This window comes from Leisingera sp. ANG-DT, assembly GCF_000813785.1.
Taxonomy (GTDB): Bacteria; Pseudomonadota; Alphaproteobacteria; order Rhodobacterales; family Rhodobacteraceae; genus Leisingera.
Genome location: NZ_JWLE01000031.1, coordinates 18,909 through 38,027, shown reverse-complemented (window position 1 = coordinate 38,027; position 19,119 = coordinate 18,909). Strand labels below are relative to the sequence as shown.

Here is a 19,119-nt window from a genome sequence, read left to right as displayed (position 1 = left end):
GTCCGAAACGGCAGCTGGCGGCCACAGCCGAAGGATGGCCGGCCGCAGGCTAGCGGTCAACAACAGGACAGCCGGATGTGCGTAGCCCTGACACCCTTGCCCTACTGATGCGGCTTAAAATCGAAAACAGGCACGAAACTAGCGGGAGCCAGGGTCTGGTCCAGCAAGTCTCCTGACTCTGTGCTGCGGTCGAAGATCCTGATGGCAGGCCCGGCGTGTTTGATATTCAATCGGCCTTCGATTGCGCGCACTGCCATTTCGACTGCCAGCCGCCCTTGAAGCACGGGAAAATCCGTCGGCGCAGCAATGATGCGGTCGCGAAGGACCCCGCGGTAGACCGCGTGAGTCATGTAGTCCGACACAACTTGAACCTGCCCCTGCATACCACGGGCACGCAACACTGACACTGCGGCTTCTGCAGCAGGCGCGGAGCCTGCAATGTAGTCTAGGTCCGGAACCGCATCTAATGCTTCCTCAACTAGCCGCACCTGAATTTCGCGCCCGGTATCACCATATTTTGTAACCGCGATCTTGGCTGAACTGCCAGCAAGTGCGGCGCGGAAACCCTCCTCGACAAAGGTCACCCAACCCGCCTTCACCGGCCCTGGAAACCAGGCAACCTTGACTTCTGGTGCCCCCTTTGGATGGCGCGCGGCAATGAGCCTGCCTGCTTCGGCCCCCATTTCCGTCCACGACACCCCTACCTTGGCCGTGATCCCGGCATCGGCAATGTCATTGACAGCAGCAATCACCGGAACAGAAGCCGAAATCCGCTCAACCGTGCTGGTAAGGCCTGCGAAAGATACAGTACCAAGGATCAGCGCATCAGCACCATCTGCGACACAGGCCTCAGTCTGCTGTATTTGCCGCCTGAGATTGGGATAACCTCCTGCTTCGACCAGCTTGAAAGACACCCCCAGCCGGGCGGCTTCCGCCACCATGCCGTAGTTAACACTAAGCCAATAGGCATCTTTCAAGTGCGGATAGGCAATACACAGGCGCCATTCCTGCTCCGCCCGTTCGAGCGGCGTATAGTCCACGGCCTCCAGCCCGCTGCCGTAGTCAAAAGCGGTCCGCGGCACCTGCAGCCGCCAGCTGTCCGCAGTCGCCATTGTGCTGAAACACGTGAAAAGCAATAGCCACACTGCGCGCATGAGGTCCCCTTCTCCAAGGTTGGAGGATAGGCAGCGGAACCGAAAAGGGAAATTCAAATTTGCGAAATCGGCAAATGCAGGCGAAAGTTCCTGAATGTTAGGAAAGCTCGGCCTTGGCGGAAAACTGAGCCTCGCATTCATCGTGATTGCGGGACTGCCAACCCTTGCCGGGATTCTTGGGTTGATCGAATTGCGTGTGCTTGCACGGCGACAGGCAGAAGTGATCAGCCAGACCATTCCCGCCATCGCCGAGGTCCGCGGCATGGCTGAGGAAAGCACCCGGATCATAGCCATTGCCCCGGAACTGGCAGGTGTCGCAACTCAGGCGGAGCGGGCAAACCGGGCGCAGTTTCTGTCCGCTCAGATCGGGGCGCTCACCCGGCGGCTGGACGCGCTGGAGCGTGGCGGTATAGCCGGATCCAGCCCTCTGCGGGAAACCGTTACAGATGCTGCAAGGGTACTGGCGCTGCTTGATGAACTGGTAGAAACCCGCATCGCGCTGCACAGCGGGCTCAAGCAGTTGACCACCCGCAACCTGACCGCCGCGAATAACCTGCTGAGCATGGCCGACACGCTGGTTGCAAATGCCGAAATGGGCACAACAGCCGTCATTTCGAGCCTCTACGGGCCGGGCAGCTCTCCAGTGGAGGAGCAGGCCCGCACCGATTTGCTGGACAAGCTGATTGAGGTGGACCTGTTTCAGCTTGGCCTGATGTTCGAACTCAGATCCCAAACTGCAGAAATCGGACTGTTGATAAACCGGATCGAGGAAGCCGGAACTGTGGAGGAATTGGAGAAAATTGAAAACGCGTTGACCAGCCGCCTGGAGATCGTATCCAGACGGATCCAGGCAATTCGCGATCCCGGCCGACGGCAGCAGGCAGAAAAGTATGCAGCGCAGTTGCAGACCTTGCCAGAAAGCAACGCAGGCCTGTTCGTCCTGCGTGCCCGGATACTGACGACCGAAACCCGCATCACCGCTCTGAAGCAGGAACTGCAGAACACCGCGCTGCAGCTGGGTGATGAGGCATCGGCCGTCGCTGATCAGGCGCAAGCGCGGGCGATCAGTTCGGGCAATGCCGCCGCCGCCGACATTCAGCGGGCACAGCTGCGCAATGGTTTTGCCGCCATCACCGGCTTCCTTCTGTCGCTGGCTGTCTTGTGGTTCTATGTTCGAGGCAGCATCACCCACCGCCTCAACAATCTTGCGGGCACCATGGCCGCGCTTATGCGCGGCCAACTGGACCACCCGGTCCGCCCCCGCGGGCAGGATGAAATTGCCCGTATGGAGGCGGCAGTGGAGGTGTTCCGCCAGCAAGCGCTCGACAAGATGGAACTGGAAAAGGTCCGCGACCGTAACGAGCAAGAGTTGCGGGAGCATCGCAACAATCTCCAGTCGCTGGTGGATGATCAAACCGAGCGTCTGCGGGAAGAAGTCGAAGCCCATGATAAGGCCCGGCAGAAGGCAGAAGCTGCCGATCAGGCCAAATCTGAATTCCTGGCAATGATGAGCCACGAAATCCGCACTCCAATGAACGGTGTGCTGGGTATGCTGCGCAGCCTCTCTGACGACGGTCTGCCGCCCCGGCAAATGGAACGCCTGCGGGCGGCGCTTGTCTCGGGCCAGAACCTGCTTAAAATTCTGAACGACATCCTGGACTACTCCAAGATCGAAAGCGGCGCGCTGAAACGGGATGATGTCACATTTTCCCTTCGCAGCCTAGTGGATGACATCGTCGTCCTTCTGCGCCCGGGGGCGGACGACAAGGGAGTGCACCTCTGGCTCGATGCACCGGAGGAACTGCCTGATGTGGTGAAAGGTGATGCTGCCAAGCTGCGGCAAATCCTGTTCAATCTGCTCTCCAACGCACTCAAGTTCACTGATGAGGGAGAAGTCATTCTGCGGGCCCGCACCACTGGCAGGACAGCCGGGATGCACCGGGTCACATTCGAGGTCAGCGATACCGGCAAAGGTATCTCAAAAGAGGCCAAGGCGCGCATCTTCGAAGCATTTGAGCAAGAGGACACAGACACCGCCCGCAAGTTCGGCGGCACAGGGCTGGGGCTGGCGATCAGCAAGCATTTCGCCCAAGCCATCGGCGCACGTTTGTCTATGGAAAGCACAAAAAATGTCGGCTCAGTGTTCACCTTGGCAGTAGAGCTGGCGCCAGGCGATCCTGCGGCCTTGGAACCCGAGGAGCCGCCGGTTCAAATCAACCATGCCGGGATTGCGCTTTCGATACTGGTGGTGGAGGACAATGAAATCAACCAGATGGTCGCGCAGGGCTACCTTGAGCGTATGGGCCACAACTGCCAATGTGTGACTGCCGCAGAAGACGCGCTGGCCTTGCTGCCTGCATCCCGTTTTGACCTTGTTCTAATGGACGTGAACCTTCCAGGCATCAGCGGAACTGAAGCCACCCGCCGCCTGCGTGCGATGCCGGACCCTCGGCTGTCCAATCTTCCTGTCATCGGTATTTCAGCACATGTGCAGGAGGAGCAGATCGAAACTCACCTTCGAGCCGGAATGAATGGGTTTGTGGCTAAGCCAGTCTCTCCGGAACGACTTGCAAAAGCACTGGAGAGCGTCATCCAAGGCCGCGAAGGCGCGGTCTACCTGTCAGCCCGCCAGCATTCACCTGAGAGGGACAGGCATACCAGTTTACATAGGCAGATGCAGGAAAACACACAGGATCTTGGAGCCGAGAAGGCCTTGGAAATCGCCGCACTCTTCCAGGAGGAACTGCCCCGGGGCCTTGAGAGAATGGACGCGGCCCATACCGCGCAGGATCTTGCCCAGCTTGCAAAAGAAGCCCACCGTGCCAGGGGCGCCGCAGCCAGCTTTGGCCAACAAGACTTGGCTGGCCTGTTTGCTGAACTGGAAGAAGCGGCTGCCAACGGGCACCAGTCAGTGGCTGCAAAGCACATGAGGGAACTGAGCGCTCTAACTCCCAAAATTCTGGAGTCGCTAGACAGCGTATTACGCGACTACAGAAATCAGCCCAAGGGTGCAGTGAAAACATAGCCTTCACCATGCACGGTGGTGATGACCCGGGGATTGGCAGGCTCTTCCTCCAGCTTGCCGCGCAGACGCCGGATCAGCACATCGACGGTGCGAGGGTTTGCACCATACTGCCGGTGGGTAACCCTGCTCATCAACGCATCGCGAGACGCGACCTCGCCCGCCCGGCTGATCAGCATATCCAGCACTTCAAACTCCGCCCGGGTCAGCGGAATGCTATCGCCTTCAACGGTTTGCAGATGCCGGGCTGCTACGTCGAACCGGAAATTTCCAAAATTGTAAACCCGCCGTGCCAGGCGCCGTGCCTCTTTCGTACGGCGCAGCAGGTTCTTCAATCGGGCCAAAAGCTCACGCCGGTTGAATGGCTTGCAGACATAGTCATCCGCACCAAGTTCCAGTCCAACAATTCTGTCGACCTCGTCATCCCGGCCCGTCACCAGGATAATTCCAATCTCAGATTTCGCCCGCTGCTCCCGAGTGATCTGCAACCCGTCTTTGCCGGGCAAGTTGATGTCGACCAGTAGCAAGTCAACGTCCCTTGCCTGCAATATCCGTTCGGCCTCCTCGGCGGTTTCGGCTTGGGAAACCGTATAGCCTTGCGCATCCAGGTAATTGGCGAGGGTGCTCCGGGTAACCGGTTCGTCCTCAATGATCAAAATATGCGCCATACAGGTCTCACCCCATCAATATTCCCGCCAGTTAACAAATTTTAACATAAATAGCCAGCCCGTTCATCCCTTCAGGCTGACCTGTTCACATCTGCGGCCTAGCCTCCGTCTCCGAAAGCAGGGCTTTCACTCAGCAACAACGCTCAGGCCATCAGGACCGGGGCTGCGACAACAGGGAGACACACATGAAATTCCGGAACCACCTTATGGCCAGTGCTGCGGCCTTGGCGATGGCAGCTCCGATGGCGATGGCCGAAGACTCCTCCGATCCCATCATCATTCCAATTCACAACTGGTCCAGCCAGATTGTGATGAGTCACGTTGTCGGCCAGATCTTCGAGTCGATGGGCAACAATGTCGAATACGTCTCGACCGATAGCCAGGCAGTCTATGAATCTGTGCGCCTGGGTGACGTGACACTGGAATTGGAAGTTTGGGAAGGTGCATTCGGCAAATCATTCAACGAAGCACTGGCCAAGGGCGGCCTGCACGACGCAGGTGACCACAACGCGGTCACCCGCGAGGACTGGTGGTATCCGGCCTGGACCAAGGAAGCCTGCCCGGGATTGCCGAGCTGGGAGGCTCTGAACGACTGCGCAGCGGTCTTCGCTACTCCGGAAACCGGTGACAAGGGCCGCTTCTTGGGCGGACCTGTTGACTGGCTCAAACATGATGCCGAGCGCGTGGAAGCGCTGGACATGAACTTCACCGTGGTAAACGCAGGCTCTGCATCCGCCCTGTGGGCCGAAGTGGCAGCGGCTGAGAAAACCAAGAAACCGGTTGTTATCTTCAACTGGACCCCGAACTTCGCCGAAGCTGTCTGGCCGGGCGAGTTTGTCGAGTTCCCAGCCTGGGAAAACGGCTGCGACAAGGACCCAGCGGTCGGGCCGAACCCGGATGCCACTTACGATTGCGGCAACCCGGCAAACGGCTATCTCAAGAAGGCCGCCTGGGACGGCATGAAGGACAAATGGCCAGCGGCCTACGAAACGCTGACCCAGATAAGTTTCACCAATCCGCAGATCGCCGAGATGGCCAAGTTGGTCGACATTGACGAGATGGAACCTGAAGACGCCGCCGCCGAGTGGCTGGAGGCCAATGAGGATCTCTGGAAACCCTGGACCGGTTCCTGACGTCCGCTTTTCTCTCCAACTCACCGGGGCGGTTCACTGCCCCGGATTTCTTACTAACGAAAGTAGACCCATGACCGCCGCCTCCCCCGTCATTTCCTGCAAGAACGTCTGGAAGCTGTTTGGCGCCAATCCGGAACAGTACCTGAAATCGCTGACCGGCAACCCCGGCTTTGATGAAATCCGTCAGGCTGGCTACATCGCTGCGGTGCGGGATGTGTCGCTGGACATTGCCCAGGGAGAGATGCTGGTGATCATGGGGTTGTCCGGCTCTGGCAAATCGACCTTTGTGCGCTGCCTTTCGCGGCTGATCGACATCACCGGCGGCGAAGTTCAGGTCGAAGGGCGGAACATTGGCGAAATGTCCGAGAAAGAGCTGATTGACCTGCGCCGCAACAAGATGGGCATGGTGTTCCAAAGCTTCGGACTGCTGCCGCACCGCACCGTGCTGGACAATGTCGCTTTTCCGTTGGAGATGCGCGGCCAGGACCGCCATGCGCGGCGCGCCCGCGCGCTGGAAGTGATCGAACTGGTGGGCCTCTCAGGCCGCGAAGACTATTTTCCAAGGGAACTCTCAGGTGGCCAGCAGCAGCGCGTCGGCATCGCACGAAGCCTGGCGATCGAACCCGATATCTGGTTCCTGGACGAGCCGTTTTCTGCACTGGACCCTCTGATCCGCCGCGAAATGCAAGACGAGTTCCTGCGCCTGCAGGAAATGCTGGGCAAGACCATTGTCTTTATCACCCATGATTTCGACGAGGCGCTGCGCCTGGCTGACCGCATCGCCATCATGAAGGACGGCGTGGTCGAGCAATGCGACACCCCCGATCAGATCGTGCTGAATCCGGCCACCGAATATGTCGCCAAGTTCACCGAAGAGATCGAGAAATCACGCGTTGTCCACGCTGGTGTTCTGGCGCGCGATGTGAACGGTCACAGCCTGACAGGCGCACCAGTCGGAGAAAAACAGACCATCTTGGAACTCGCACGGCTGCTGGTCAATGACAGCCGCGACTTCCTGCCGGTAGCCAACAATGCAGGCAGTTTGATCGGCGCAATGAACCGCCAGGAAGCACTGGATGTGCTTCTGGGAGAGGCATCATGACGGATCAAGCCATAATACTGACTGGAAAACCACAGACCTGGACACGGGCCAGAACCGGCTGGGCACTGTTCGCGCTGGCCTGTGTTCTGGCCGCCGGAAATTATGTCCTGCCTGCCGGCTTGGTGCGGCCGCCGGAGTGGCTGATCCTACCCTTCGCTGACTGGATCAACGCGATCTTTGTTTTTCTGCGCGACGATCTGGGTCTGCTCTATCTGACCCGAGCCTTTGCCGATGGGGTCGAATGGCTGCTCGATGTGACTGCCAACCTGCTGTACGGCAAAAACCGCTGGCCCCGCGTCGGCCCCATTCCATGGACCGTGATCGCTAGCATCGGCTTTGTCATAGGCTATGCCCTGCAGGGCTGGCGGCTGTCACTTCTGACCGGAGGCACTTTTGTTTGGATCGCCGTCATGGGCCAGTGGAAATGGGCGATGGAGACCCTTTCCGTGATCGTCGTTGCAGCCCCTTTCTCTATCCTGTTCGGCCTTGTGATGGGCATTCTCGCCTGGCGTTCCAAGACGTTTGAACGGATCCTGAATCCCGTTCTTAACGTTGCGCAAAGCCTGCCGCATTTCGCCTACATGATCCCGGTGGTGGTCTTCATCGGTGTCGGACCCAAGGCAGGCGCCATTGTCACCATCATCTTCTCAGTTCCGCCTATGATCCGCATGTCGCTGCTGGGGCTGCGAAAGGTTCCGCACGAGGTGATCGAAAGCGGCCATATGTGCGGCTCAACCCGCTGGCAGCTATTGCGCTATGTACGTATTCCAACAGCGCGGACCGAGATTCTGGTCGGCGTGAACCAAGTGATCATGCAATGCTTGGCGATGGTGGTGCTGGCCAGCTTTATCGGCATGCCGGGCCTGGGTCAGAAGCTGCTGCAGCTGCTGCAGGCGCTGAAGATCGGCCGTTCAGTTGAAATCGGCATCACTATCGTTCTGCTGGCCGTCATGTTGGACCGCTGCACCAAGGCCTGGGCCATCAAACAGCCTGAGCACTTTGAAAAAGGCACATCCTTTGTTGTCCGCCATAAGTTCTTGCTGCTTGGCATCGGCCTGTCCCTGGCCTGTCTGGTGCTCGCACAATTTTTGCCGCTGATGGATCAGGTCGGCCGCCGAGACGCCTTCACGATTTCCAAGCCGATTGACGCTGTGGCGGACTGGTTCATCGTTCTGATCGACCCGGTCACCCAATGGTTGCGCTGGTTCCTGATTACCTGGGTTCTTATTCCAATCCGCGATGCTTTCCTGTGGATGCCGTATGCCGCGGTACTGGCTCTGCTGGCAGCGGTAGGCTGGGCCATCGGTGGCTTGCGCTCTGCACTGGTGTGTCTGGCGTTCTTCGGCCTTATCGCCATCTCCGGCTGGTGGGACCGTGCCATGATCACCGTCTATACAGTCGTCGTCGCTGTCTGTATTGCCGCAGCAATGGGCTTCCCGCTGGGGATATGGGGCTCTTTCAATGAAAAGCGCGCCAGCGTCGCCCTGCTAATCTGTGACACCCTGCAAACATTCCCCAGCTTCATCTACCTGATCCCGGTGGTTATGCTGTTCGGCGTCAATGACGTGGCTGTGGTTGGCGCAGTCGTCCTGTTCGCAGCGGTACCGCTGGTGCGCTACACAATCGAAGGGCTGCGCCAGGTGCCGGAAACCCTGATCGAGGCGGCCGACATGTCCGGAGCTACCCGTATGCAGACCCTGTGGAAGGTGCGGCTGCCGATGGCGCTGCCGACGATCATGGTCGGGGTCAACCAGTCGGTGATGTTCTCGTTGTTCATGGTGATCATCGCCGCCTTTATCGGCACCCAGGATCTCGGCCAAGAAATGCAGCGGGCACTGTCTTCCACAGATGTGGGCAAGGGGCTGGTGCTGGGCCTGGCCGTCGCTTTCATGGGACTGATGGTGGACCATTTGGTCACCACTTGGGCGCGGTCCAAGAAAGAAGCCCTGGGATTGGAGTAATGTCATGACCTTGCATTCCAGCGACTTCGGACCTGCACCGCACCGCCGCATCGGCTTCTTGTTGTTGCCGGGCTTTCCCTTGGCCTGCCTGAGTTCAGCCGTTGAACCATTGCGGAGCGCTAATGAGATTGCAGGACGTCAGGTCTTCACCTGGAGCCTGATAACCGAGACCTGCGCTCCTGCGACAGCTTCTGCCGGTATGGAGTTTTCTGCGGATTTCAGCCTGGCAGAGATTGAGGGACTTGACTGCCTGTTCCTGCTGTCCGGGCCGGAAGCGGTTTTAGAGGATCCGGTCTCAAGCTCAGGCCGATTGCGTTTCCTGGCCCGTCACGGCGTCGCCCTTGGTGCGGTCGCAGGCGGTGTCTTCCCGCTTGCCCGAAGCGGTGTTCTGTCCGGGCGGCGCTGTGCCGTGCATTGGAGCTACCGGACCGCCTTTGAAACCGCCTTTCCGGATTGCACGGTTGTAGACAGGCTGGCTGTGCGTGACGGTTCGGTGCTCACAGTTTCCGGAGCGTCGGCCATGTTCGAGGTATGCCTGGAGTTAGTCTGCCACGCCTTGGGTGAGGCTGCAATGAACGAGGTTGCCTGCATTTTGCAGCACCCCATCATCCGCAGCGCAAACAGTCGGCAGAAAGTTCCGGTGCTGCAAAGCGGCCGGACGGTTGACGAAATGCCGCCAGCGGTCAAACAGGCGATGTCTATCTTTTCGGAAAACGTTGAGTCCCCTGTCGGCATCCGCGATGTCGCCCGCATGGCCGGCATCTCCCCCCGGCAGCTGGAGCGCAGCTTCCGCACTGCCACCGGCCTCAGTCCTGGCGAATACTACCGCCGCCAACGCCTGAAGGCCGCCCGGCAAATGGTGCGTCATTCCTGGGACAGCATCTCAGACATCGCCCATGCCGTCGGCTATGCCAGTTCATCAACGCTGACTCTGCATTACCGAAAGTTCTACGGAATCACACCAGTTCAGGACCGCAAACAGACGTTCCGTCCTGACACCCGTGAGCCGGTCGGCATAACCGCAGTTCCGTAGTAGCAGCTGAGGCAGGAGCTTTTTTGAGCGCCGGCTGGGTACTTGAAGGATGCTATTTCCTCCGGTTGCGGCCGCCACAATGAGGCGAAGCAAACGCTCCGCCTCATTGTGGTGCATACCGCTTTACAGCGCTGCAAGGTCTCTCAGGAACAGGGCAATCCCAGGGACAAAGATCAGCAGTGCCGTCATCAGCGCCAGGATCAGGAAGAACGGCAGCGTGCCGCGGATCACCTGCAGATAGGGTTTGTTGAAGATCGCAATGGCCGTGAAGATGTCGCAGCCGAACGGCGGTGTCGCCGATCCGATCGCCATCTGCAGCGTGATCATGACCCCCACCAGCACCGGGTCCAGGCCGGAGGCGTCGATGATTGGCACGAAGATCGGCGTCAGGATCACCAGCACCACCAGCGAGTCGACAAACATGCAGCCGACAAAGAAGCACAGCGCGATGATGAACAGGATGTACTCGTGCGAGGCGCCTTCGAGGTTGAGCGGCTCCAGCAGCCCCTGCGGCACCTGCTCAAAGGAGATGTACCAGGAGAACGCCTGCCCTGCCCCGACCAGGATGAAGACAACCGCGGTGATCAGCCCGGTGCTGAGCGCGGAATCCAGCACGTCGTCCAGCTTCAGCTCGCGGTAGATCACGCATTCCACGATCAGCGCATAAAGCACCGAGAAGGACGCCGCCTCGGTTGGTGTCACCGCACCGGAATAGATGCCGCCGACGATCAGCACCGGGAAGCCAAGCGGCAGGATCGCCTTCCTGATCGCCGCCCGCCGCTCCGCGCCCGTGGCTTTGGGCACCAGCGAGATCAGATCGCCCTGCCAGACGCTGTAGAAGTAGCAGTAGACCGAGAACAGCAGCGCCAGCACGATGCCCGGGCCGATGCCCGCGATGAACAGCTCGCCGACGCTGGTATTGGCCAGCGTGCCATAGAGGATCATGCCGATGCTGGGCGGGATCAGAAAGGCGATGTCGCTGGCGTTGATGATCAGCGCCATGACAAAGCTGTCCTTGTAACCGGCCTTGAGCAGCCGCGGCCGCATGATCTGGCCGATCGACACCACCGTCGCCTGGGTCGAGCCGGAGACCGAGCCGAACAGCGTGCAGGCGATACAGGCGGTGATCGGCAGACCGGCGCGGCGATGGCCAACATAGGCCTGGATCAGCCCCAGCAGGTTGTTGGCAGTGTGGCCGCGGGCCATGATGTCAGCGGCCAGGATGAACATCGGCACCGCAATCAGCGCATTGGGGGAAATCCCGGTCACCATCTGCTGGATCACCACGCCGGTGTCGCTTTGCGAGAAATGGACCAGGCCGATCAGCGTCGCCACCACCAGCGGCACCACCATCGGGTAGCTGAGAAACAGCAGCAGAACCATCGGCACCACCAGTGCCGCGGTGATGACATAGGTATCCAGCTCACCGGCAAGGATATCGTTCAGAAAATCCATCTCAGACCCCGATCTCTTCGGCTTCGCTTTCCTCAACCTCATAGGACAGCCAGGTTCCTTCGTGAGTGAGGTTCATCAGAAAGGCGATCAAGTACTGCAGCCCGGCCATCGCCAGGCCGACGGGGATCACGGCATAGATGATATAGACCGGAAACTGCAGCGCCGGGCTCAGCCGGTTCACAGCCTTAATCTCCAGCACATAGAACACCGCCTGATAGGCCAGAAACATCAAGAGCGCGCTGGTAGTGAAGGTGATCAACATCATCAGCACCTTGCGCCCACGCGGCGGCAGAGTGTCATAAGCAGCCGTCATCCGAATGTTGCGCCCCTTTCGGACCGCATAGGCAAATCCGACGAAAGTCACCGCAACGATCAGAAACTGGTTCAGCTCTTCCGAGAAGAACAGGCTCTTGCCAAAGCCGTAGCGGCCGATTGCGTTGGCGGTGGAATTCAGCATCATCAGAAGGATCGCCAGGATGATGACGGTCTTCTCGATGAGCTCGGTGCCTTTGCTCAGAGCAAGCAGCAGGGTCTTCATCTCTTTCTCCCCCGCGCGCCTGCGCGGCGCGCGCTCCAAGGAAAGGCGCGGTCCTCCCTCATCGGGAAGCCGCGCCCTCCAGATTCAGTAAGCCGGATTAGTTGGCGGCCGCGACATCTGCGAGAACACCTTCCAGGATCGCCTTGGCGCCATCGCGGGCGTCGGCTTTCTCTGCGTCGCCGTAAGCATTTTCGACAACGGTATAGAAGGTTTCATGCAGCGTGGTGCTCAGCTCTTCGAACACGGCGCGTTCTTCCTCGGTCAGCACCACAACTTCCAGCTCCGGGCGCTCTGCCTTGATCTTTTCCATGTTCTCGGCGTTGATTGAGATCTGGTAGTCATGCGCCGCCTGTTCCGCTGCTGCGATCGCGGTGCGGACCATCTCCTGCTGCTCGGCCGGCAGACCGCTGAACCATTCGCTGTTGGTCGACACTGTACCAACATAAGGCTGCTGGCCCGGGAAGATCAGGTAGTCCTGCACTTCATGCCACTTGGCGTTGTAGATGAAGTAGACCGGGTTCACCATGCCATCGACGGTCTTCAGCTGCAGCGCGCCATAGACCTCGCCCCAGGACAGCGGCGTCGGGTTGGCGCCGAATGCCTTGTAGGTTTCCACCGGAATGGTCGAGGTGAAAGTGCGGATTTTCTGGCCGTCGAAATCTTCCGGCGAGCGGATCGGCTTGTTGGCGCCCCAGGCCATCTCGCCTTCGGAAATCATGGTCAGCAGCTTGAGGTTCACTTTCTCGAACTTCTCGCTCAGCCCCTCATAGATGGTCGGGCTGGTGGTCAGCACCTTGCGGATCACATCGGTGTCGCCGCCCAGCACATAGGGCAGATCCAGAACCTGCGCCTCGGGAACATAGGAACCAAGGTGGCCGGTACCCACGGACACGAATTGCACGGTGCCCTTGGAGGTCAGCTCGACAATGTCATTCTCGGTGCCCAGTTGGCCGTAGTAGTAGATACGCACCTTGATGTCGCCGTCCGACTGCTCTTTGATGCTGTCGGCAAAGGCTTGGGCAAAGATGTCCTGGACGTCGCCTTTGTCTTCCTCAGACGCGAATTTCCAGGTGTCCGCGACAGCTGATGTTGCCAGGCCGGCAACCAGCACTGCCGATGACAGCAGCTTGCGGGTGAAGTTAGTCATGTGGATAGTCCTCTCCTTCGCCGCCTAAGCGGCGCCTTCCGAAATGATCACTAGGGGGCGGAATGCCTTGCCTTGATCAGGAACTGGTGCCCCTTTGCAAAGCGCGCCGTATCCGGCTGCGCCCGAAGGGGTGGTTTCGATGCCGAGGGCAGCGACCGCGCTGGCGGCGGCCTCGCCTTCTTCTTCCGACAGTGTCACGTAGGACACGCCGGCTTTTTCCAGCGCGTGCCAGGCCACGATCGAGGGTTCCTTGCAGTCGAGCCGGCCCATGCTGGAGTCAGGGCCATCAGCGCGGATGGGCGCGCCGGCTTTGTGGCTGGTTTGCAGACAAGCCGCCGCGTCAGGTTCAACCACGATCAGCTCGGGCTGCTGGGCCCAGTTGTGGCGGATCATATAGGCCATCGCCGCCGCCAGGCCGCCGACACCCGCCTGCAGATAAACATGGGTGGGCCAATTACCGGAGGCTTCAAACTCTGCCCGCATTTCCTCGGCGATGACGCAATAGCCTTCCATCACCCATTTCGGGATCTCGGTGTAGCCTTCCCAGGTTCCGTCAGCCAGCAGCACCGCACCGCTCTCCCCGGCGTCAGCAATCGCCGCAGCAACGCTTTCGTCATAAACATCACCGGAGCGTACCACTTCTGCACCCAGCTCCCGCAGGCGCCCGGCAAAGCTTTCCGGTACAGTTTTTGCCAGATGGATACGCGCCTTGGCGCCCGTCGCACGGGCACCGGCCGCAACACCCATCCCGTGATTGCCGGCACTGGCGCAAACAAAGGTATAGTCTGCGGCAAAGGCGCGGACATCGCCGTCCTTCAGGCGCTCCAGCGGCAACGTCTCGCCGGTCTGCTGCTGCCAGGCCTGGGCCAGGATCCGTGCGACCGCGTAAGGCGCTCCCAGCGCCTTGAAGGCGCCAAGCCCCATCCGGCCGGTTTCGTCTTTGGCCAGAACGGTTACATCATTCGGGCCGCGCAGAGTGCGCAGCGGTGAGGCCTCGTAATTTTCTTGCGCCTGGAAGAAGTCTAGGGCGCGTTCGAAAGCCGGGCTGAAGCTGAGAGTGTCTGAATGTTCCATGGTCAGGAAATTACCACAGGCCGATTGCTTGAATTTTTCATCATCGGCGGTATGGTCGATAAAATTTCTCTGCCTGAATGGCTGCAGTGGCGGGTTTGACTCATGACAACCAATCTGGATGAAGCCGACCTGACCATTCTGCGCCTGTTGCAGAAAGACTGCCGAATCGGCCTGGAGCAACTGGCGCAGGAGTGTTCTCTATCCGTCCCCTCCGTGCAGCGGCGGCTGAAGAAGCTGCGGGAGTCGGACCTGATCCAGCAGGAAGTCGCTATCCTCAACCCTGCGCGCTTCAGCTACAAGATGACTTTTGTGGTACTGGTTGAACTGGACCGGGAATCGCTGGATCAGCTGGATCACTTTCGAAAGCGCGCCAAGGCTGATCCCCAAGTGCAGCAATGCTATTATGTGACGGGCGACGCCGATTTCATCCTGATCTGTACCGCCCAGGACATGCAGGATTTCGAGGCGCTGACACACCGGCTGTTCTTTGAGAATTCCAATGTGCGCCGGTTCCGGACCTCTGTGGCGATGGAGCGTACCAAAGTCGGGATGGCATTGCCGATCTGAGTGCACCGGTACCAAGCAGACTGAGAGCATCGGTTCGGTTACCGCACTAGCTGCGCCGCATGCTTCGTTTCCTACGAAGCGGCGGGAACACCTTCGGTTCCTAATCCGTGCTCGGTAAATTGGTGATCGCCAGCGGCACACCGAGGTTAAGCCCTGATATTTACAGAGCCCGCCAGTGGTCCTTGATGATCAGCATTAAATCCGGATCAGCGCAAGCGGGGTACTTGTTCAGATACATCAGGGTCTGGCCCAACGGTTCTCAGGTCCGGGCACACAGTGCCCGAGTGAAGTAGAGCTTGTTCTTGCCCCAGCAGTCGGCTGACCACTAAGTTGGGGCGTACATAGAAGTAAGGGTCTTCGTGATAGAGTTCACTGGCTTCGATCCAGTAGAGGTCATTCAAAATCGCCAGCGCCAGTATAGGAACCGAAGCCACTCAATTCGCCCGGTAGGGTCAGGACCCATTGATTTCCGGTTGTCTGCGTGTTTCACGGTTCCAAAGACGAGCGGTGACATGTCTGATCTTTTCTGGTCGAGCGACACGCAGATGGCGCGTCTTGAACCCTTCTTTCCCAAGTCCCACGGCAAGCCGCGTGTTGATGACCGGCGGGTATTGAGCGGCATTATTTATTATTCGCAATGGCTTGCGGTGGCGTAATGCTCCGGCGGCCTATGGCCCGCTCAAGACGTTGTACAACCGGTGGAAACGGTGGAGCGACAAGGGTATCTTCGCCCGGATGATGGCCGGTCTGGCCGCGGAACACGGCGAAGAGAAGACTGTGATGATCGACGCGACCTATCTGAAGGCACACCGCACAGCGGCCAGTTTGGGCGTCAAGTGAAGCGGGCCAGGAATTGATCCGGGGGATCAATTCCCTGCTGAACGGGGGCGTGGCCGCCTGATTGGTCGAACCAAAGGCGGCATGAATACCAAGCTGCACGCCATCTGCGACAGCCAGGGACGCCCGCTGGACCTGTTCGTTACAGCTGGGCAAGTCAGCGACTACATCGGCGCCCGCGCTTTGGTGGGCGGCTTGCCAAGGGTGGAAAGGCTGCTGGGAGATCGAGGCCATGATGCTGATTGGTTCCGAGAAGCGTTGAAAGACAAAGGGATACGCGCCTGCATCCCCGACCGGAAACAGCGGAAGAAACCGGTGAAACACGACAAGCGCCGTTACAACCGCCGCAATCGGATAGAGATCATGTTTGGCAGGTTGAAGGATTGGCAGCGCGTGGCGACCCGATACGATACGTGCCCGAAGGTATTCCCATCAGCAATCGCCCTCGCAGCAATGGTCAGCTATTGGCTATGAACCCTGACCCTAATGCGAAGCATCTGTTCAACTGCAAAATGCAGACAAGCAGGCATTAATTTCAGAACTGTCGACGGCGGCTTCGTCCCGCTCACTGCTAGTCCAAGCCCGACCAGGCGAACGGCCGCTGTCTCGGAGATCAGCCGTTCAAGCAAGCTGCAGCGGTATCAGCGACCCGGGCGAATTCTTCCAGCAGGAAACCGCTACTGGCCTAAGCCGCCCCGGCTTCGCGAAGATGAACGCCAAGCAAGATCAGGCCCGGCCAAAGCATATAGGCTTCGATTTCAATATTCTCCCCGAAAGAGAGCAGCACCATTGTCATCAGTATTCCCAGCGGCAGGCGGCCGCGCGCGTGTTTTGCTGCATCCGCCATGACAAAGCCGATGTGCCAAACCAGCGGAATGAGCAGTGCGGCAAAACCGGCAGCCCCCTTAACGAACAGCAGCCCGTACCAGGTGTGATGGCTGCCGATGGGCATGTATTCCACGGCATGGGACCCGGGTTGAACTGTGCCGTGGCCAAACCAGAAGGCTTCGGTCTGCCAGCGCTCGCTGGCGATCCGCTGCAGTGTTTCGCGGACCCGGGTGCTGTCTGCCCGGGCCCCCTTGAACGCGGCCACCGCATCCGCGACCAGCGCCGCCAAGGTTCCGCCGGTGATGGCCAATGAGGCGGTCAGCCCTGCCGTTACATGCCAGGCCCAGCCGCGCAGGATCAGGGGCATCATGCGCGGCGCAACGGTGCAGGCCACCAGCCCCACCAGCCCCATTCGAGATTTTGACGCCAAAATCATCAGGACCCCGGCAACCACACCGGCCAGCATCCACTTTCGGTTTTTTTCTTCCAGCGCAAACAGCACCATGATGACGCCCAAGAGGGCCGCGAAGGGAGACCAGGGGGCGTAGAATTGCCAGCGCGGTGTCCAGCTGGCCGGATCATAGGTGAACAGGTAGACACTGAAATACTCCGGACCCGGCCCGCCAACTGCCTTCAACGGCGACGTGAAGATCTGTTCCGGCAGGCCAAGGTAGGGCGCTGCCAGCAGAACCGGTGCCAGCGCCAGCGTCCAGGCCCCGATCACGCACTGACCGCGGATCAGGACCTCGCGGCGGATCGGCAGCGCCGCACCAACCAGCGGGAACAGCGCCAGCAGAGCCCAGCCTTTGGCCCAGCCGATCGAGGACTTGATTGTCTTCTTGAGGCCGAGCCCCCAGTCGAGGTGCCCGATCCACAGCGCAATCAGCAAAATGGCCATGCCGATGATCCAGGCCCAGATCAGCACCGGAACCGGACCGGTAGCACGCAAGTCGGGCCGGAACGCTGGGCCAAGGTAGAGTGCCAGCACCGCCAGAGCGGCGAGAACCCAGGCCAGAACCGGGCCCACGACGTATAGCGCACCAACGGCGTAGAAGGGCCAAGTCAGGACCATGGAGCGGTAGATCATCCGCTCTGCCGGGTTTTGCAGGGTCATGCTTCGGCTGCCTTGGGCGCGGCCAGAAGACGGCCGATGACAGCGGATCTGATCCAGCCCAGCAGCAGCGCGATCACAAGCATGAAGGTGGCCGCTGCCCCGGCGGCAAAGGCGAGCTTACGGTCAGGCGACGAGGGGCGCTCGGGAAGGGACGGGTTTTCGAGTATCTGAACCAGCGGGTATGAGGCATAAACATCCGATTTCGTCGACTGGGTTCGGGCGATGGCAGAAGCAAACACTGCTTCAGCCACAGAGAAATCTCGCTGCAAATCCTTCAGCCGTGCTGCGCTAGCCGCCAGTTGTTGCAGCCGGGTCTGCTCGAACACCAGACGCTGAGCCAAAGCTTCATACTGCCGGGCTGTGCCCATGCGCTCTGCATCCATCCGCACAAGCTGAGCCAACAACTCTGCCCGCGCCCCGTCCGGGGCCAAATCAAGCCTTTTCAGCTCATCAATTTGGATACCTGTCACTGCCGCTGCCTGTTGGCTTGCACTGTGTTCCGCCGCAGCCTGGGCTGCACGTGCGGCTTGCACCTTCGGGTGCCCTTCACCGTAGGACGCACGGGCTTCGGCCAGTTTTGCAGCATGGATGGCGCTTTCGTCTTCCAGAGCGAGGAAGTCTGCATCGGCAAAGAGTTTCAGGGTTGCGGCCGCGGCGGAGGCCTGGATGCCCAAGGTTTGCTCAAGCGCGGCAACGCTTTGTGTCTTTTCCTCAAGAATACCGGCAATGTCCTCAACCCGGCCTTCCAGTTCGCGGGTGTCTTCGACCATTGCATCGAACTCCTCGCCAGACAGCAGCCCGGAGGATTTCTGAAGTTTGCCGATGTCAGAGCGTGTGGCAGCAACTGAACTCTGGTAATCACCAATGGCGGCCAGACCGCTGTCCTCGCGGGTGGCTTGCTCATCCTTTCGCAGCGCGTCCAGTTCTTCGAAGAAAGCCTGCAGCAGGGCATTGCCGCGCTGCTGGGCGTTTTCTGCGCTGGGGCCTGTCATTTCAACGTGGATCAGGCTGGTTTGATCCACCAGCCGGATCCGCGGCTTGCCGAATTCACGGCGTGTCAGCCCCATCGCGCTGGCAGCCGCGGCGAGGATACGGTCAGCACCAATCAGGCGCTTGTATGTTTCGGTCGGGCTGACGGAGTTGCTGGCAAATGCGGAATTGGCATAGGAAGACGCCTGCCCAATACCATTGAGGTTCATTGAGGCTGACGCCCCGGACCCTGGCAGGATGAGCGACGCATGCGATTTGAAGGCAAGCGGTGCGGTTTGCAGATAACCGTTGATCGGCGCCCAGACGAGTGCCAGCCCAAGCAGCAAGAATGCCAGGTAGCGGCGGATGCGGCTGGTGTCGCCCAAACGCCCGCCGACGATGATGCGGCGGAGAGATTTCCGGTGCCAAAGCCGCCGCGGAGCATCAAATTTTCCGGCAAGTTTCTGCAGCATGTCAGTCTCCTTCAACCAGAGACTATCCCGGCACCTTACCCGCC

Annotated in this window: 14 protein-coding genes and 2 pseudogenes; 8 read left to right on the top strand and 8 right to left on the bottom strand. The window is 59.6% G+C overall.

Annotated elements, in window-relative coordinates:
• Positions 1-101: 101 nt before the first annotated feature.
• Positions 102-1,295, bottom strand: a complete 1,194-nt coding sequence (gene torT, locus RA21_RS19340; protein ID WP_241483531.1) for a TMAO reductase system periplasmic protein TorT — start codon at positions 1,293-1,295, stop codon at positions 102-104.
• On the opposite strand from torT, the gene torS reads away from it, so the two are divergent.
• On the top strand, positions 1,249-4,179 hold the full coding sequence (gene torS, locus RA21_RS19335) for a TMAO reductase system sensor histidine kinase/response regulator TorS (RefSeq protein WP_039151918.1): 2,931 nt from the start codon (positions 1,249-1,251) through the stop codon (positions 4,177-4,179). The genes torT and torS overlap by 47 nt on opposite strands.
• Here the strand turns inward: torS and RA21_RS19330 are convergent.
• Positions 4,152-4,844: a response regulator gene (locus RA21_RS19330; protein WP_019295385.1), complete on the bottom strand. Its 693-nt coding sequence runs from the start codon at positions 4,842-4,844 to the stop codon at positions 4,152-4,154. The genes torS and RA21_RS19330 overlap by 28 nt on opposite strands.
• Positions 4,845-5,029: 185 nt before the next feature.
• Between RA21_RS19330 and RA21_RS19325 the strand changes: the two genes are divergently transcribed.
• The 5 genes and pseudogenes from RA21_RS19325 to RA21_RS23245 all read left to right on the top strand — a co-directional run bounded on the left by RA21_RS19325 (position 5,030) and on the right by RA21_RS23245 (position 10,073).
• Complete coding sequence (locus tag RA21_RS19325) at positions 5,030-5,977, top strand: ABC transporter substrate-binding protein (protein ID WP_019295386.1); 948 nt, start codon at positions 5,030-5,032, stop codon at positions 5,975-5,977.
• A gap of 70 nt (positions 5,978-6,047) precedes the next feature.
• A complete protein-coding gene (locus RA21_RS19320; protein ID WP_019295387.1) occupies positions 6,048-7,079 on the top strand; it encodes a quaternary amine ABC transporter ATP-binding protein in 1,032 nt (343 codons plus the stop codon).
• Positions 7,076-9,040 (top strand): ABC transporter permease, encoded by a 1,965-nt coding sequence (locus RA21_RS19315; protein ID WP_039151916.1) that lies wholly within the window; start codon positions 7,076-7,078, stop codon positions 9,038-9,040. The genes RA21_RS19320 and RA21_RS19315 overlap by 4 nt, the downstream gene beginning before the upstream one ends.
• 4 nt (positions 9,041-9,044) lie before the next feature.
• Positions 9,045-9,527 (top strand): annotated as a pseudogene (locus RA21_RS23475) (AraC family transcriptional regulator); the annotation flags it as partial.
• Positions 9,528-9,560: 33 nt separating this feature from the next.
• Complete coding sequence (locus RA21_RS23245) at positions 9,561-10,073, top strand: helix-turn-helix domain-containing protein (protein ID WP_241483532.1); 513 nt, start codon at positions 9,561-9,563, stop codon at positions 10,071-10,073.
• A gap of 123 nt (positions 10,074-10,196) precedes the next feature.
• On the opposite strand, the gene RA21_RS19305 is transcribed toward RA21_RS23245, so the two are convergent.
• The 4 genes from RA21_RS19305 to RA21_RS19290 all read right to left on the bottom strand — a co-directional run bounded on the left by RA21_RS19305 (position 10,197) and on the right by RA21_RS19290 (position 14,287).
• On the bottom strand, positions 10,197-11,528 hold the full coding sequence (locus tag RA21_RS19305) for a TRAP transporter large permease (RefSeq protein ID WP_019295390.1): 1,332 nt from the start codon (positions 11,526-11,528) through the stop codon (positions 10,197-10,199).
• A gap of 1 nt (position 11,529) precedes the next feature.
• Positions 11,530-12,066 (bottom strand): TRAP transporter small permease, encoded by a 537-nt coding sequence (locus RA21_RS19300; RefSeq protein WP_039151912.1) that lies wholly within the window; start codon positions 12,064-12,066, stop codon positions 11,530-11,532.
• A 97-nt stretch (positions 12,067-12,163) separates the two neighbouring features.
• Complete coding sequence (locus RA21_RS19295) at positions 12,164-13,213, bottom strand: TRAP transporter substrate-binding protein (protein WP_019295392.1); 1,050 nt, start codon at positions 13,211-13,213, stop codon at positions 12,164-12,166.
• A gap of 24 nt (positions 13,214-13,237) precedes the next feature.
• A complete protein-coding gene (locus tag RA21_RS19290; RefSeq protein WP_039151910.1) occupies positions 13,238-14,287 on the bottom strand; it encodes a diaminopropionate ammonia-lyase in 1,050 nt (349 codons plus the stop codon).
• A gap of 102 nt (positions 14,288-14,389) precedes the next feature.
• Here RA21_RS19290 and RA21_RS19285 point away from each other — a divergent pair, with 102 nt between their 5' ends.
• Complete coding sequence (locus tag RA21_RS19285; RefSeq protein WP_019295395.1) at positions 14,390-14,854, top strand: Lrp/AsnC family transcriptional regulator; 465 nt, start codon at positions 14,390-14,392, stop codon at positions 14,852-14,854.
• A 512-nt stretch (positions 14,855-15,366) separates the two neighbouring features.
• Positions 15,367-16,165, top strand: a pseudogene (locus RA21_RS22420) (IS5 family transposase).
• A 211-nt stretch (positions 16,166-16,376) separates the two neighbouring features.
• On the opposite strand, the gene RA21_RS19270 reads toward RA21_RS22420, so the two are convergent.
• Positions 16,377-17,633: a capsular biosynthesis protein gene (locus RA21_RS19270; RefSeq protein WP_039151906.1), complete on the bottom strand. Its 1,257-nt coding sequence runs from the start codon at positions 17,631-17,633 to the stop codon at positions 16,377-16,379.
• Positions 17,630-19,075, bottom strand: a complete 1,446-nt coding sequence (locus RA21_RS19265; RefSeq protein ID WP_039151904.1) for a hypothetical protein — start codon at positions 19,073-19,075, stop codon at positions 17,630-17,632. Before RA21_RS19265 ends, RA21_RS19270 begins: the two co-directional genes overlap by 4 nt.
• Between the last annotated feature and the right edge of the window lie 44 nt (positions 19,076-19,119).